Origin of the sequence: Nonomuraea purpurea (assembly GCF_042650645.1) — a bacterium.
GTDB lineage: Bacteria > Actinomycetota > Actinomycetes > Streptosporangiales > Streptosporangiaceae > Nonomuraea > Nonomuraea purpurea.
In genome coordinates this window covers 1-14,835 of record NZ_JBHSBI010000010.1, presented here as the reverse complement: position 1 = coordinate 14,835, position 14,835 = coordinate 1, and the positions used below count along the sequence as shown (strand labels likewise).

At 70.2% G+C, this 14,835-nt stretch carries 11 protein-coding genes; 6 read left to right on the top strand and 5 right to left on the bottom strand.

The genetic code is table 11. The features are described from left to right. Window positions 1–10 precede the first annotated feature (10 nt). From ACFOY2_RS20445 to ACFOY2_RS20435, 3 genes are read left to right on the top strand one after another with little or no spacing between them, the layout of a single operon-like run. Complete coding sequence (locus ACFOY2_RS20445; RefSeq protein WP_379529647.1) at window positions 11–1,507, top strand: 3' terminal RNA ribose 2'-O-methyltransferase Hen1; 1,497 nt, start codon at window positions 11–13, stop codon at window positions 1,505–1,507. After that, window positions 1,491–3,950, top strand: a complete 2,460-nt coding sequence (locus tag ACFOY2_RS20440; protein WP_379529646.1) for a polynucleotide kinase-phosphatase — start codon at window positions 1,491–1,493, stop codon at window positions 3,948–3,950. The genes ACFOY2_RS20445 and ACFOY2_RS20440 overlap by 17 nt, the downstream gene beginning before the upstream one ends. A gap of 48 nt (window positions 3,951–3,998) precedes the next feature. Next, window positions 3,999–5,399 (top strand): sugar porter family MFS transporter, encoded by a 1,401-nt coding sequence (locus tag ACFOY2_RS20435; RefSeq protein ID WP_379529645.1) that lies wholly within the window; start codon window positions 3,999–4,001, stop codon window positions 5,397–5,399. Window positions 5,400–5,491: 92 nt separating this feature from the next. Here ACFOY2_RS20435 and ACFOY2_RS20430 read toward each other — a convergent pair whose 3' ends face one another. After that, on the bottom strand, window positions 5,492–9,130 hold the full coding sequence (locus tag ACFOY2_RS20430) for a S8 family peptidase (RefSeq protein WP_379529644.1): 3,639 nt from the start codon (window positions 9,128–9,130) through the stop codon (window positions 5,492–5,494). A 127-nt stretch (window positions 9,131–9,257) separates the two neighbouring features. Here ACFOY2_RS20430 and ACFOY2_RS20425 point away from each other — a divergent pair, with 127 nt between their 5' ends. Further along, window positions 9,258–10,214 carry a helix-turn-helix transcriptional regulator gene (locus ACFOY2_RS20425; RefSeq protein WP_379529643.1) on the top strand — a complete coding sequence of 319 codons (957 nt, stop codon included), beginning with the start codon at window positions 9,258–9,260 and terminating at the stop codon, window positions 10,212–10,214. Window positions 10,215–10,227: 13 nt separating this feature from the next. Here ACFOY2_RS20425 and ACFOY2_RS20420 read toward each other — a convergent pair whose 3' ends face one another. Next, on the bottom strand, window positions 10,228–10,887 hold the full coding sequence (locus ACFOY2_RS20420) for a CAP domain-containing protein (protein WP_379529642.1): 660 nt from the start codon (window positions 10,885–10,887) through the stop codon (window positions 10,228–10,230). A 329-nt stretch (window positions 10,888–11,216) separates the two neighbouring features. Continuing rightward, window positions 11,217–11,615, bottom strand: a complete 399-nt coding sequence (locus tag ACFOY2_RS20415; protein ID WP_379529641.1) for a winged helix-turn-helix transcriptional regulator — start codon at window positions 11,613–11,615, stop codon at window positions 11,217–11,219. A gap of 52 nt (window positions 11,616–11,667) precedes the next feature. On the opposite strand from ACFOY2_RS20415, the gene ACFOY2_RS20410 reads away from it, so the two are divergent. Together ACFOY2_RS20410 and ACFOY2_RS20405 are read left to right on the top strand one after the other, a co-directional pair. Then, window positions 11,668–12,480, top strand: coding sequence for an MBL fold metallo-hydrolase (locus ACFOY2_RS20410; protein WP_379529640.1), 813 nt, complete (start codon window positions 11,668–11,670; stop codon window positions 12,478–12,480). 15 nt (window positions 12,481–12,495) lie between these two features. Beyond that, window positions 12,496–12,813, top strand: coding sequence for a hypothetical protein (locus tag ACFOY2_RS20405; protein WP_379529639.1), 318 nt, complete (start codon window positions 12,496–12,498; stop codon window positions 12,811–12,813). A gap of 200 nt (window positions 12,814–13,013) precedes the next feature. Here ACFOY2_RS20405 and ACFOY2_RS20400 read toward each other — a convergent pair whose 3' ends face one another. Continuing rightward, a complete protein-coding gene (locus ACFOY2_RS20400) occupies window positions 13,014–13,844 on the bottom strand; it encodes a DUF1963 domain-containing protein (protein ID WP_379529638.1) in 831 nt (276 codons plus the stop codon). Window positions 13,845–14,160: 316 nt separating this feature from the next. Next, a complete protein-coding gene (locus tag ACFOY2_RS20395) occupies window positions 14,161–14,664 on the bottom strand; it encodes a hypothetical protein (RefSeq protein ID WP_379529637.1) in 504 nt (167 codons plus the stop codon). Between the last annotated feature and the right edge of the window lie 171 nt (window positions 14,665–14,835).

Sequence of the window (14,835 nt, the reverse complement as noted above, 5' to 3'; positions counted from 1 at the left end):
GACTTGGGGCGTGCTGCTGATGATCACGACCACCGCGAGGCCCGCCACCGACCTTGGCTTTCTCCTGCACAAGCATCCCGAGCGCGTGCAGGAGTTCAGCCAGTCCTTCGGCACCGCCACGGTGTTCTATCCGGAGGCGGGCGATGAGCGCTGCACGGCGGCGCTCATGCTGGAGGTCGATCCGATCGCGCTGGTCAGGTCGCGTGGCAGGAATTCGCCCGACTTCAGTCTGTCGCAGTACGTCAACGACCGCCCCTACGCGGCCTCGTCGCTGCTGGCCGTGGCGCTGGGCGACGTGTTCCGCACCGCGCGGGCGGGCCGCTGCAAGGCCAGGCCGGAGCTGCCGGGCACCGCGCTGCCGCTGGAGTTGCTGCTTCCCGCCTTGCCCTGCCGTGGCGGGCCCGATCTGGCGCGGCGGCTGTTCGAGCCGCTCGGGTGGACGGTGGACGCGCGGGCGGTGCCGCTCGACGAGGGCTTCCCCGAATGGGGTGACTCCCGCTACGTCCGGCTCACCCTGACCGGGACCGTACGCCTGGCCGACGCGCTCAACCACCTGTACGTGCTGCTGCCCGTCCTGGACGACGGCAAGCACTACTGGATCGCGCCCGACGAGGTCGACAAGCTGATCAGGGCGGGCGAGGGCTGGCTGTACGGCCACCCGGAACGCGCGCTGATCACCCGGCGCTACATGGGACGGCGCTGGGCCCTGACCCGCACGGCGCTGGCCAGGCTGGCGGAGCTGGGCGACGAGGTCGAGGAGCAGCTGGAGCCCGCGGTGGCCGAGGAGCTCCAGCCCGAGGAGAGCGCCGCCGACGAGGCGGCAGCGCCCGAGGCGGAAGCCGGCGGCGACGCCTCCCAGGAGGTCGGGTCCGCAGGCGCGCCCGAGCAGGGCGCCAAGCCCAGGCCGCTCAACACCCGCCGCCGCGAAGCCGTGCTCGCCAAGCTCGAAGAGCTCGGCGCGGCCAGCGTCATCGACCTCGGCTGCGGCCAGGGCGAGCTGGTCGGCGCGCTGCTGTCCAGGCCCAGGTTCGTCAGGGTCGGCGGCATGGACGTCTCGCCGATGGCGCTGACCATCGCCGCCCGCAAGCTGCGCCTCGACCGCATGCCCGACGGCAAGCGCGCCCGGCTCACGCTGTTCCAGGGCGCGCTCACCTACACCGACAGGCGGCTGGACGACTACGACGCCGCCGTCCTCATGGAGGTGGTCGAGCACGTCGACCCGCCCCGCCTGGCCTCGCTCGAACACGTCGTGTTCGGCCAGGCCAAACCCCGGCACGTGCTCGTCACCACCCCAAACGTCGAGCACAACGTCCGTTACGAGTTCCTGACCGGCCTGCGCCACCCCGACCACCGCTTCGAGTGGACCCGCGCCGAGTTCGCCGAGTGGGCCGCCCAGGTGGCCGCCCGTTACGGCTACCAGGTCGCCTTCGAGCCCGTCGGCGACATCGACCCCGAGGTCGGCCCCCCGACCCAGATGGGAGTGTTCACCCGTGATCAGCGTTCCTGAGCTGTCCCTCGTCGTGCTCGTCGGCGTGTCGGGCAGCGGGAAGTCGACGTTCGCGGCCAGGCACTTCAAGCCCACGCAGGTCATCTCCTCCGACTTCTGCCGCGGCCTGGTCTCCGACGACGAGAACGACCAGTCGGCCACCCCCGCGGCCTTCGACCTGCTGCACCACATCGTCGGCGTGCGCCTGGCCAGGGGCCTGCTCACCGTCGTGGACGCCACCAACGTGCAGTACGCCGCCCGCCGGAGCCTGATCGAGCTGGCCAAGAAATACGACGTGCTGGCCGACGCGATCGTGCTGGACGTGCCGGAGGAGGTGGCCATCGAGCGCAACGCCGGCCGTCCCGACCGCGACTTCGGCCCCGGGGTGGTGATCCGCCAGCGCAAGGACCTGCGCCGTTCGCTCGGCAAGATCTCCAAAGACGGGTTCAGGCGGGTCCACGTGCTGCGCGGCCTCGACGAGATCGACGCCGCCGCGATCACCTACGAGAAGGCGTGGACCGACAAGACGGACCTGACCGGCCCGTTCGACATCATCGGCGACGTCCACGGCTGCCGCGCGGAGCTGGAGACGCTGCTGCGCGAGCTGGGCTGGCAGGGGCTCGCCCACCCGGAGGGCCGCACGGCGGTGTTCGTCGGCGACCTGGTGGATCGCGGCCCCGACACGCCGGGCGTCCTGCGTCTGGTGATGGACATGGTCGAGGCCGGCACCGCGATCTGCGTGATGGGCAACCACGAGCAGAAGCTGGTGCGCGCGCTCAAGGGCCGCAACGTCAAGGTCGCGCACGGGCTGCAGGAGTCGCTCGACCAGTTCGCCGCGCAGCCGCCCGAGTTCGTGGAGCGGGCCACCCAGTTCATGTACGGCCTGATCAGCCACTACCGGCTCGACGGGGGCCGGCTGGTCGTCGCGCACGCCGGGCTCAAGGAGGCCTACCACGGCCGCGCGTCAGGCCGGGTGCGTTCCTTCGCCCTGTACGGCGACACGACCGGCGAGACCGACGAGTACGGCCTGCCGGTCCGCTACCCGTGGGCCGACGACTACCGGGGCCGGGCCATGGTCGTCTACGGCCACACGCCGACGATCCGCCCCGAGTGGGTCAACAACACGATCTGTCTCGACACCGGGTGCGTGTTCGGCGGCCACCTGACCGCGCTGCGCTACCCGGAGCGGCAGATCGTCCAGGTTCCGGCGGAGAAGGTGTGGTACGAGCCGGCCAAGCCGCTCGACGGCCCCGCCCGCGACCCCGGCATGCTGGACATCACCGACGTGATCGGCACCCGGTACGTCGAGACCAGGTTCGGCTCCAGGGTCAAGGTCATGGAGGAGAACGCGGCCGCGGCCCTGGAGGTCATGAGCCGGTTCGCGGTCGATCCGCACTGGCTGGTGTACCTGCCGCCGACGATGGCCCCGCCGGAGACGTCCCGGCTCGACGGCTACCTGGAGCACCCGCACGAGGCGTTCGAGGAGTTCGCCGCCGCCGGGGTGCGCGAGGTCGTGTGCGAGGAGAAGCACATGGGCTCGCGGGCCGTGGCCGTGCTGGCCAGGACGCCCGAGGTGGCCGCGGCCAGGTTCGGGGTGGGCGACGGCTCCGCGGGGGCCGTGTTCACGCGTACCGGGCGGCCGTTCTTCGCCGACACGGCGCCGCTGGTGGAGCGGCTGCGCGAGGCGTGCGAGCCGCTGTGGGCCGCGCTCGGCTCCGACTGGGTGGCGCTCGACTGCGAACTGCTGCCCTGGTCGGCGAAGGCCGGCGAGCTGATCAGAACGCAGTACGCCTCGGTCGGGGCGGCGGCGCGCGCCGCGCTCCCCGAGGCGGTCACGGCCCTCGAGGCGGCGGCCGGGCGCGGGCTGGGTGTGAGCGATCTGCTGGACCGCACCCGGCGCCGCGCCGGTAACGCTGCCCTGTTCCGCGACGCCTACGCGCGCTACTGCTGGCCGGTCGACGGTCTGGATGGAATCCGGCTGGCGCCGTTCCAGATCCTGGCCTGCGAGGGGCGTGCCACGGCGCTGGAGCCGCACGCCTGGCACCTGGACACGCTGGCGCTGCTCGACTCGCCGCTGATCACCAGGACCGAGCACGTCTTCGTCGACCTCGACTCGCCCGAGTCGAGGCAGGCGGCCACCGCCTGGTGGGAGTCGATGACGGCGGCGGGCGGCGAGGGCATGGTCGTCAAACCGGCCGTCTACGCGCCGGGGCGGGTGCAGCCGGGGGTCAAGGTGCGCGGGCGTGAGTACCTGCGGATCATCTACGGCCCCGACTACAGCGAGTCGCTCGACGTGCTGCGCCGGCGCTTCCTGGGCAAGAAGCGCTCGATGGCGCTGCGCGAGTACGCGCTCGGCCTGGAGGCGCTGTCGCGGCTGGCGGACGGCGAGGCGGGCTGGCGGGTGCACGAACCGGTCTTCGCGGTGCTGGCGCTGGAGTCGGAGCCGGTCGACCCGCGCCTGTGAATAGAGGCCCGGCTCACGGGTAGTTCCCGATCCTCGGGAAGGACCCGCATGGCCAGTCAGCACGCCCACCAGGAGCATCTGGGACACGTCGTGTTCATCACGGCGGCGGCGGCCATCGGCGGGTTCCTGTTCGGGTACGACAGCGCGGTCATCAACGGCGCCGTCATCGGGATCCAGCGCTACTTCGACGTCGGGCCGGTCACGACCGGGGTCGTGGTCGCGATCGCGCTGCTCGGGTCCGCCGCGGGGGCGTGGGCGGGCGGCGGGCTGGCCGACCGGTGGGGGCGCACGAGGTCGATGCAGGTGGCGGCGTTGCTGTTCGCCGTCAGCTCGATCGGGCAGATGTTGCCGTTCGCGATCTGGGACCTGGCGTTCTGGCGGGTGATCGCCGGGTTCGCGATCGGGATGGCGTCGGTGCTCGTGCCCGCCTACATCGCCGAGGTCGCGCCGCCGGCCTACCGGGGGCGGCTGGGCTCGTTCCAGCAGTTGGCCATCGTGCTCGGCATCGCGGTCTCGCAGCTCGTCAACTACCTGATCGCGCGTCTGGCGGGCGGTGAGGTGAACGATCACTTGTGGGTGCTGGAGGCCTGGCAGTGGATGCTGGGCGCCTGCCTCGTGCCTGCCCTGCTGTACCTGCGGTTCGCCCTGACCATCCCCGAGTCGCCGCGCTACCTGATCATGGCGGGGCGCACCAGGCGGGCGCGGGAGGTGCTGGCCGAGGTCGAGGGCGAGGACGTGGACCTCGACAGCCGCATCGCCGAGATCCAGCGGGTGCTGCGCACCGAGCGCGTGCCGGGGCTGAAGGACCTGCGCGGCCCGGTGTCCGGGCTGCTGCCGATCGTCTGGATCGGCATCGCCCTGTCGGCGTTCCAGCAGTTCGTCGGCATCAACGTGATCTTCTACTACTCGACCGTGTTGTGGCAGTCGGTGGGCATCAACCAGAGCGACTCCCTGCTGATCAGCTTCTCCAGCTCGATCATCAACATCGTCGGCACGTTCGTCGCGATCTCGCTGGTCGACAGGATCGGGCGCAGGCCGCTGCTGCTGATCGGCTCGGCCGGGATGACGATCTCACTGGCGGCGGCGGCGTGGGCGTTCAGCGCGGCCGTGCCGGCCGCAGGCGCGGTCACGCTGCCGCAGCCGCAGGGCGCGATCGCGCTCATCGCGGCCAACCTGTTCGTGCTGTTCTTCGCGCTGTCGTGGGGCGTGGTGGTCTGGGTGCTGCTGGGCGAGATGTTCCCGAACCGCATCCGCGCCGCCGCAATCGGCCTCGCCGCCGCGGCTCAGTGGATCGCCAACTGGCTGGTCACCGTCACGTTCCCGGCCCTGGCGGCGTGGAACCTGCCGGTCACGTACGCCATGTACGCGCTGTTCGCGCTGCTGTCGTTCGTCTTCGTCACCAAGTGGATCAGGGAGACCAAGGGCCGCAAACTCGAAGACATGGGCTGATCTCCCGCCGTCGTACGGGCTCGGCCTCTCGGCGTGCCGTACGCCCATCCGCCCGCTGTCCTTCGCGCGCGGATGGGCGCCCGTCCCAGGTGTTACTTCAGGCCGAAGGCTCGCTCGACCGTCTGGTCGACCTGGTGGCCCGCGGCGTCGGCGGCCTGGGTTCGCAAGCTGACATAACCCGGCGCCTTGGGCAGGTCCACGGTCACCGTGAAGACGCCGGCCGTGCCGGTCGGCGCGAGCCGCACCGACTTCCAGGAGCGGCCGTCGTCGAACGAGAGCCACGTGCCGGCCTGGGTGCTGTCGGCGGCGCGGACGGTGAAGACCAGCCGGCGCCCCGCTTTGACCCGGTTGTCCAGGCCGACGCCGACGTCGTAGGAGATCTGCGGCATCGAGATCCGCGTCAGGCTCGTCTTCCTGCCGGTGGTGGCGAACGTCCACGTCGTCGTGGAGCGCGGGGAGAACGCCCACCCGGGCACGGTCCGCTCGGCGGTCAGGACCGCGCGGTAGGAGGCGGGATCGGCGCTGATGCCGGGGCTCACGGACGAGTACGGCCAGCGGCCGACCTCGGTCTCCCCCTGGTACAGCACGAGCGTGGTCTTGTCGGTGTAGTCCCCCAGCGACAGGTGCGTCGGGTCGATGTCGGGCCACAACTGCGCCCCCAGCGACAGGTAGTCCCCGCGCGCCGAGGAGTACGACTGCGTGATGCCGTAGTCCCTGGGCGAGCTGACCTGCTTGAACCACTCGGTCGTGAGCTGGGCGCCGGGAGTGAAGGAGTGCCAGGACCGCTCGAACATCGCATATCCCGAGCCGTCGAAGGCCACGCCGGTCTGGTACCTGGTGTTCGGGTCGGCGCTGACCCACTCCTCGTGGGACCCGCCGAACCGGATCGGGGTCTGCGTCGAGGCGTAGATGTAGGCCCAGGAGCGCTTGCCGGCCTGCAGCAGCTTGCCGGTGGGCTGGGCGTGCGCGTAGTGGTTGGCGGTGATCTTCGCGGTGTTGCCGGCGTCGGCGGTGAACGTGAGGTCGCCCTCCGGGATCGTGCCCGTGAAGGAGTTGACCAGGTCGTACTGGTAGGGGCTGTAGGGCACCCCGAACAGGGCGACCTCGGCCCCGTCGCGGGCGGCCAGGTGTACGCCCTCCTCGCCGGTGAGCGCGAAGGCGGGGACGGCCGTGGAGCCCGCGGCGGCGACGAGCCTGCCGGGCACCGCGTTCATGACGGCGACGGCCGCCGCGCCCTTGGCCGCCGCCGTGTCGACGACCTTGGCGATCGGGACGTCGGAGGAGTGCTTGACCAGCACCAGCTTGCCGCGGGCCCGCCTGGCGGGGTAGTCGACGCCGGTGCCCGCGCTGAAGACCTCCAGCGTGCGACGGCCCTCGAAGGGCTTGGCGCCGTCCAGGCGGGTCGGGTTGAGCCGGAGCGGCTTTCTGCCTTCGATGCTCGCGGTCAGCGGCGGCGCCGTCAGCGTGGACTGGATCGCGATCTCTTGTGTGCCGTTGGCGGCGGCGGGCGCGGGGAAGGCGAACCAGCGCTTCACGTCGGGGGAGATGAGCGTGGTCCAGTCCCACGACAGGCCGCGGCCGTTCTGCTGCCAGGTCCGGTAGTAGGCCAGCGCGCCGCCCATCCGCTCGACCGGCCTGCCGGTGTTCACGGTGATCTCGCGGGCCTGCCGCGCGTCGAGCGTGATCGCCACGTCGCGGTCGGCCACGATCGAGGGCCGGTAGGCCGCGGTGACGTCGTCGATCCAGTTCCTGGCCGCGTCGGGGGTGTAGATCACGCTCTGCATCGTGTAGGTGCCCGGTCGCACCCGTGCCCGCGCGACACCGTCGCTGAAGCTCACCCGGTAGGTCAGCGTGGTGCCCTGCGTCTCGGAGAAGAGGATCACCTGGCTCGGGCCGCCGGCGGCGACGCCGTCCCGGCCGACCCCGGTCACTGCCACGTCGTACATCAGCGGTTCCATCTGGAAGGAGAACGGGAAGCGGAGCACGGCGTCCTGGGCCGTGGCCGTGATCCTGCCGCTGTAGAAGGTGTCCCTGGTCAGCCCGTTGGGGTCGAGGCTGACGGTGAACGTCGCCGTGCTCTTGGCGGGCACGGTGACCGACGGGCTGCCGAAGGCCACCGCGTCCCGCGGCATGGCGGCGCCCGCGGCGTTCACCCAGGCGGCTTCGAGCGCGAACGTTCTGGCCTGGCCGGCGTCGTTGTGGATCGTGATCTCGCGCGTGACCGGCTGGTAGGTCTCGGCGAACCTGATCGCGCCCAGGTTCAGCGACGCCGGAGTGCCGTACGCCTGCTGGGCGACGGCGCGGGCCACGTCCACCCGGCCCACGCCGCCCTGGGCGACCTGGTAGCCGCCCGCCGTCGCGGTGGTGACCAGCGTCGATTTGAGCTGCCGCGCCGTCCAGTCCGGGTGCTGCTGCTTGAGGAGGGCGACCGCGCCCGCGACGTGCGGGGTGGCCATCGACGTGCCACTCGCCTTGGTGTAGCGCTCGTCGACCGGCGTGCCCATGCCGGTGCCCGCGGCGCGGGCGGCGACGATGTCGACGCCGGGAGCCGACAGCTCCGGCTTCACGGCGAAGTCGCCGCTCCTCGGCCCCCTGGTGGAGAACGGCGCGAGCGCCTCTGCCCGGTCGACCGCGCCCACGGTGAGCGCCTCGCCGGCCGAGGCGGGGCTGCCGATCGCCGGCCGTCCCGCGTTGCCGGCGGCCACGACGAACAGCGCCCCGGTGCGCTCGGTGAGGGTGTCGACCGCGAGGCTGAGCGGCCCCTTTCCGTCGTCCGGGACGTCGGTGCCGAGGCTCATGTTGACCACGGCCGCGCCGCTGTCGACCGCCCACTCCATCCCGTCGATGATGCCGGACATCTGGCCGGAGCCGGTGTCGTCGAGCACCTTGCCGCTGATCAGCTCGGCGCCGGGGGCGACCCCCTTGGCGCCGTTGCCCGTGCCGCTGCCGCCGATCGTCGCCGCGACGTGGGTGCCGTGGCCGAAGTGGTCCTTGGCGTCGGCGGCCGTGGTGAAGTTGCGCTCGGCGGTGATGCGACCGGCCAGGTCGGGGTGGGAGTCGTCGACGCCGGTGTCCAGCACGGCGACCTTCACGCCCTTGCCGTCGAAGCCGGCCGACCACGCGGCCGGGGCGCCGATCTGCGGCACCGACTGGGCCAGGTCGACGCTGACCTTGCGGTCCAGCCAGATCTTGCCGATGCCGGCGGAGCGGCGTTCTGCGGGGGTGTCGTGGCTCTTCCAGAAGCTTCGCGTGTCCGCCTTCCGCACGGTGACGGCCAGCGCGTCGATGCTTTCGAGCGCGTGGCGGGCGCGGGCCTTCTCGGGCGCGGCGGGGGTGTCGCCCTTGCCGTGGTTGTCGAGCACGATGGGGATCGAGGTCGTGGCCGCGTCGTCGTACCCGCTGCGGATCAGCTCGTCCACGTTGAAGACGGCCTCGTCGATCGCGCCGAGGTTGAGCTCCTCCTGGGCGGCCAGCGGGACGGCGTACAGGTCGCCTTCCCAGCGGTACACCGACACGCCGCCGCGTGACGGCCCGGACGGGTCGGCGGCGACGCCGCGCCGGCCGTCGGCGAAGGTCTGGACCGTGATGACGTCGCCGGTCAGCAACGTCAGGCGGTGGGTCGCCGGTTGGCTCGGCTGGGCCGGCACCGGCTCGGCGTGGCTCGGCGTGCTCACCGCCAGCAAGGCCGCGGTGGCGGTGGCCACCGTCGCGACAGAGATCAGTTTGCGCATCGTGTCCTCGAGGGGTGGGGGACCGTATCAGGCTCGATGCACAAAAGGCTCGCTTCGGGACCGGTTTAGGACAATGAGTAAGATCCGTCCCCTTGTGGACTGTGTCCGCAATAGGAAAGATCGCTATGTGTCCCGTGCACTGTCCGGACTCGGCATGCCCGAGGGAGCCGAGGCGATCTACCTGTCCATGCTGGAGCGGCCCACCACCACGACGGCCGACCTGGTCGCCGAGACCGGCAGGACCGAGGAGGAGGTGTCCGGCCTGCTCGCCTGGCTGCGGGCGCGGGGGCTGGTGCTCAAGGCCAACAGTCTGGCCCTGTCCGGCGGGGCCCACGTGTGGGCGGCCGCCGACCCCGCGCACGCGCTGCACGAGCTCGTGCGCCGGCGTGAGGACGAACTGCACCGGATCCGTGGCGTCCTGCCCGACCTGCGGGAACGGTTCCACCGGTCGCGGGAGGACGACGGCGCGGAGGGCGTGCTGGAGAGCCTGGACAGCTGGGAGGACATCGGCAACCGCTACCACCAACTGTTGCAGGAGGCGCGGCAGGAGGTGCTGATGTGGGACCACGCGCCGTACGTCGTCGGAGCGAACGCGCCCAAGGAGTACGCCGCGCTGGACCGCGGAGTGCGCTTCCACGTGCTGTGCGATCCGCGGGACCTGCCCACGGAGCTGATCGCGGAGTTCGCCGAGCTCCGCGGCCTGCAGGCCAGGCTCCACCCCGACGTGCCCTTTCGCGGCGCGATCGCCGACCGCAGACTCTGCGTCATCACGATGGACCGCGAGTCGCAGAACGACAGGGCGCTGCTCATCAGGCCCTCGCCGCTCCTCGACGGCCTGCTCATGCTCTTCGACACCTGCTGGAGCCGGGCCGTGCCCATGAAGGCCCGGCCCGGCACCCTGGACGAACCCGAGCGTGAGGTGCTGACCCTGCTGGCCGCCGGGCTGAAGGACGAGGCCATCGCCCGTCAGCTCGACATCACCACGCGCACGGTTCGGCGCCGCGTGCAGGCCGTGCTGGTCGCGCTGAACGCCAAGAGCCGCTTCCACGCCGGCGTCGAAGCGATCCGCCGTGGCTGGGTCTGACCTGTTGACTTGGTCAGCGGGCGATGAAGTCCTGCGTCCAGAAGATCCGGCCGCCCGAACTCTTGACCGCGCCGACCCCGATGTGGGTGTAGTCGCAGTTCATGATGTTGCGCCGGTGGCCTGGGCTGTTCATCCAGCTCCCCATGACCTCGGCGGCGGAGCGCTGGCCCTCGGCGATGTTCTCCGCCATGGCCGACACCCTGCCGACGCCCTTGAGGCGGTCCTGCATCTGGCGGCCGTCCGCTGAGGTGTGGTCCATGTTCCCCGTCCTCGCCATCTCGGAGGAGTGGGCGAAGGCGGCGGCGCGGACCTTCGGGTCGTGCGTGAGCGGCCGGCAGCCGCCCTTGGCCCGCTCGGCGTTGGTGAGCTTGACGACCTCGTTCTCCAAAGTCGTGCCGACCGACGACGCGGCCCCGGGCTTGCAGGTCAGCTTGACCGGCTTGGACCTGGCGGTGTGCCCCCGGTAGTCGGTGGCGGTGGCGTAGTAGGTGCCGGGTGCGCACGGCAGGGTCAGGGTGAGCTTGCCGTCTTCGGTGGCGCCGCTCTTGACGACCTTGTCCTCGCCAGGGACGGCGCGGTTGATACGGATCCGCATGAGCGCGGAGTCGGAACAGCCCTCGCGGGCCGCAGAAGAGGTGATTTTTAGTTTGCCGGTGAGGCGTGGCTTGGTCACGCTCACCCGGCAGTCGGCCTGCGATGTCGTCTTCGCCGGTGCCGCGGTGGCCTCTGCCCCAGTGATGGGCGTGCAGAGAGCCGCCAGGCTCACGAGTCCGGCGAATGCCCCAAGGGGTCTACGCATTGGGCTTCCTCCAGTTGCGGTAGACGCTGGTGGCTCCGCATTCTGGCGGGATCGCAACTAATTTGTCACCTAAATGAGGACATTCCCGTGAGGTTGGGGTGACTCAACAAGACTCTTGAGGCGTCTCGATCCCCTGCCAGCAAGGCGATGCACGCCACGTGGCGGTTCAGTCGAAGTCGCCAAAATCACACCAACGCACGTCATCAGCCAGCCTGCTCGACGATGTGGTCTTCAGGGCCGTCATGCCCAGCGCCCCACAACCACAGCGCCTCCAGCACCGGGGCGAGCGTCCGTCCTCGGTCGGTCAGCACGTATTTCACCCTCGGTGGCCAGCCGGGGGTGCGGTGGCGGACGAGTACGCCCGCGTCGGTGAGCTGTGCCAGGCGTTCTGACAGCACCTTGTCCGACAGGCCAGGCAGGGCGACGGCGAGTTCGGAGAAGCCGAGCTCGCCGTCGCGCAGGAACTGCAGGAGCACCAGCGGCATCCAGCGCCCGCGCAGCACGGTAAGAGCGGCCTCAACGGGGCAGTCTGGGCTGGGGGCGGCGTCCGGGCCCGTGCACACGCCCGGCAGCCCGGCATGACCAACCGTTTGGTGAGCCACGAACGCGTCTCCTAACGTCCTTGAGTGTTCAGTCCAAGATCAGGGGGGCGCCATGCGTGTGCATCATCTCAACTGCGGGTCACTGCGAACAATCACGCCGATCGAGGGTTCGTCGTCTCCCGAACGTGCCGTCTGTCACTGCCTGCTGATCGAGACCGACACGGACGAACTCGTCCTCGTCGAGACCGGATTCGGGCTGACCGACATCGAGCGTCCGCGCGAATCGCTTGAAGCTGATTTCCTGGCCTTCGCCGAACCGGTGCTGGACCCGGAAGAGACCGCCATACGACAGGTGGCACGGCTCGGATTCGCGCCCGCGAACGTCCGGCACATCGTGCTCACTCACCTGCATCGCGACCACACCGGAGGTCTTCCCGACTTCCCGCACGCCACGGTCCACGTGCACGAGGCGGAGTACCGGGCCGTCACCGACCCGGACGCCGAACACCACCGCGACAGCCTCGACCGTTTCATGGAGGCACACCGTGCGCACGGCCCGCGCTGGGCGCCGTCCCAGGGGCGCGTCCCATGGTTCGGGATGGAGGCCGCCAGGCTGGAAGGGCTGCCGGACGACATCCTGCTGATCCCGCTTCCCGGGCACACCCCCGGACACAGCGGAGTGGCCGTCCGACTCGGCGACCGCTGGCTGCTGCACGCGGGAGACGCGTACTTCTACCACGGTGAGATCACGGCAGACCCTCCCACGTCACACCCCGAATTCGACTTCGTCCAGGAAAGCGTGCAGGTCGACCGCGACGTGCGGCTCGACAGCCTGCGACGGCTCCGCGCGCTGCACCGCGAGCACGGCGACGAGGTCGAGATCTTCAGCTCGCACGACCCGTGGGAATTCCAGCGCTACGCGTGAAGCACCGGCCCCGCGTTGACCGACGCGGTGGTCGACGTGTACGGCGCGTGGGCGCGCGACGTCGCGGTCATCCACCTCGACGGCGTCCCCGCCGGACGGTGGGGCCTGCGCGGCAAGCCGGTCGACGAGGCCCCACCCACGATCATGTTCGGCATCCGCGAGGCGGCGTTCACCCGCCCCGACAGCGGCGACCTCGTGGCCAAGCTCGTGCGAACCGTCACCGACGCCGCGGCCGACGTCCTCGGAGCGCACTTGCGCGACACCATCACGGTCGAACTCGTCGCCACCCCGGCCGGCCGCACCGCGATAGGAGGGGTGATCGTCGACAGCTAATCGGGTTCCCGTACATGGGCGATCTTCAGCGTCTCGTGGACGGTGACGGAGCAGCAGACTGCGGCGTTCGTGGCGCTCATCAGTGCGGTGCTTGGCCGGGCGAACGTGTCGCCTGCTCCGGTGACGCGCTGTTCGCAGATGAGGAGTTCGCCGAGGCGTTCTCGACTCGCGGGCAGCCTGCTCGTGAGGGTGCCCGCTGATCACCAAATGTCCGGAGCCGGGATCGCCTGGCCGAAGTCGCCGGCCTTCAGTGCTTTAGTGGGGATCGACCAGTGCATCCAGCCGCCGTCGCCCTCGATGCCCCATTCGTACGGCCCATGTCCGGACAGTTGAAGCAGGTGGTGGTAGATCGGGACTTCGTACTGGGGCAGCGCCAGGGGAGCTCCTGACGGGAGGAGCGGCCAGCCGAAGGCGATGTCCCGGGCGTAAAAGGCGCCTGACGACCCTGGCCATTTGGCAAGCTGGTCCGCGACGTCGTAGAGGTCCATATCGTGGGCCTCAGGGTTCAGGTCGAGGGTTTCCCAGACCGAGTCGTGGGCGTCGGGGAACGACACTCCTGGCGATGCCGACCACGTGACCGGCGCGAAGACACTTGACCGGGTGGGTGGGGGCGTCTCCACGGCATCCGCCGACCGGGCTGCGATCACTCTGCCCACGTGCGGGTCATAGCTGTGGTACTTCATCGCCAGGTCGCAGGCGTCGTCGTCTGATTGCTCGGATTCGCTGTCGAGGTAGAAGAAGTTGAGCAGGCCTGTCCCCGCGGGCAGGAGATCACCGAGCCAGGGGGACAGAGCGTCAGTGTCAAGGACGGCGAGCAGGCTCAGCGGAAAGCCCTCGCATGTCGGCCACGGCGTGCCAGGTTCAAGCAGCGCCCGGCCACCGAAGCGGCTGTGCCCGGCTTCCTTCCCGGGTTCGGCGGGGGTGAGGACAAAACCGGGCCGGGCAAGATCGATGCAGTCGGCAGCGAGTTCGACCCAAAGGCGTTCGGCGCAGAACTCACGCAGGTCGGACAGTACTGTCTCGGGATCCATACGGGTATACAAGCATCCGCTTGTGACAGGAATGTCCCGCCCTGGTCGGGGCTTCTGTTCCCTTCCAAGAACCCCACATGCCCAGCTCGCGAGCTCCCTCGAAACGAGCCGTGCCCAACCCAATTCGCCAACGCCGTACGCAAAACGGGCAAATGTATATAAGGCGGACATTTGGGTATGAAGTTCTTGGGATCGATTGCCCTGTCCCACAAGAGAACCCCGGCCCTGCGGGGAAGCAGGACCGGGGCTCTCGCACGCACGCGTGACCACCCCAGTGCGTCGTGCCGCCGGTGCGACCAGACGACGGGTGGTGCTGCTAGGCGGGAAGATCCCAGCTCAGCCACTCCGGGCCGCCAAACGATATCCACTGCCGGTCCGGCGTAACCGTAAGGGTGAACGCCGACGGGTCCGGCCTCCTGGCATCGCTCCACACCGTCAGAACCTCTTCGACCGCGTCCCAAAGACGAAGCGGACCGTGCTGATGCACCAGCCAGCCACCGTCCTCGGCAGGTCTGACGTCGGCGCCCGAGCCGCTCTCCACATCGTGAAGGGCCAAGATGTCGCCGTTGGCCCAGGCATGTTTCGTGTGGGGGACGGCGAGCTGGGCCACGAACAGGGCCGTGTAGTCTCGCAGCAGCTCCGGATCGAGCTTCGTGTGACTCACATCGCCGACGCCCAGAGTCATGGACTCCAGCGGCGGCGCAGCGTGCGGCCTAGCCGGCATGAAGAACACGGTGTCGGCGCGAAACCGTCCGCTCGCGGTGCCGTCCTCAGCCACCTCGAGGTGGGCGAACGCGGCTCCTCCGATCCAGCCGAGCATCGGCGCGGTGATCGTCCCACCTGGGCGGACCTGCGCGACCCAGGCGGGCGGGATAGTCCGCACGGCACAGGTGGCGTGAGGTCGGCCCGAGACGCCCTGCCGATGTTGCCATCGGTGGGTTTCCTCGGGCCGCCTCCCGAACCCGCCGTGCCCGTCTCCAGGCAACGGGCT

Coding starts and splice junctions, on each gene's coding strand:
- ACFOY2_RS20435 (WP_379529645.1), top strand. CDS start 3,999: ATGGCCAGTCAGCACGCCCACCAGGAGCATCTGGGACACGTCGTGTTC.
- ACFOY2_RS20430 (WP_379529644.1), bottom strand. CDS start 9,130: ATGCGCAAACTGATCTCTGTCGCGACGGTGGCCACCGCCACCGCGGCC.
- ACFOY2_RS20410 (WP_379529640.1), top strand. CDS start 11,668: ATGCGTGTGCATCATCTCAACTGCGGGTCACTGCGAACAATCACGCCG.
- ACFOY2_RS20400 (WP_379529638.1), bottom strand. CDS start 13,844: ATGGATCCCGAGACAGTACTGTCCGACCTGCGTGAGTTCTGCGCCGAA.
- ACFOY2_RS20395 (WP_379529637.1), bottom strand. CDS start 14,664: ATGCTCGGCTGGATCGGAGGAGCCGCGTTCGCCCACCTCGAGGTGGCT.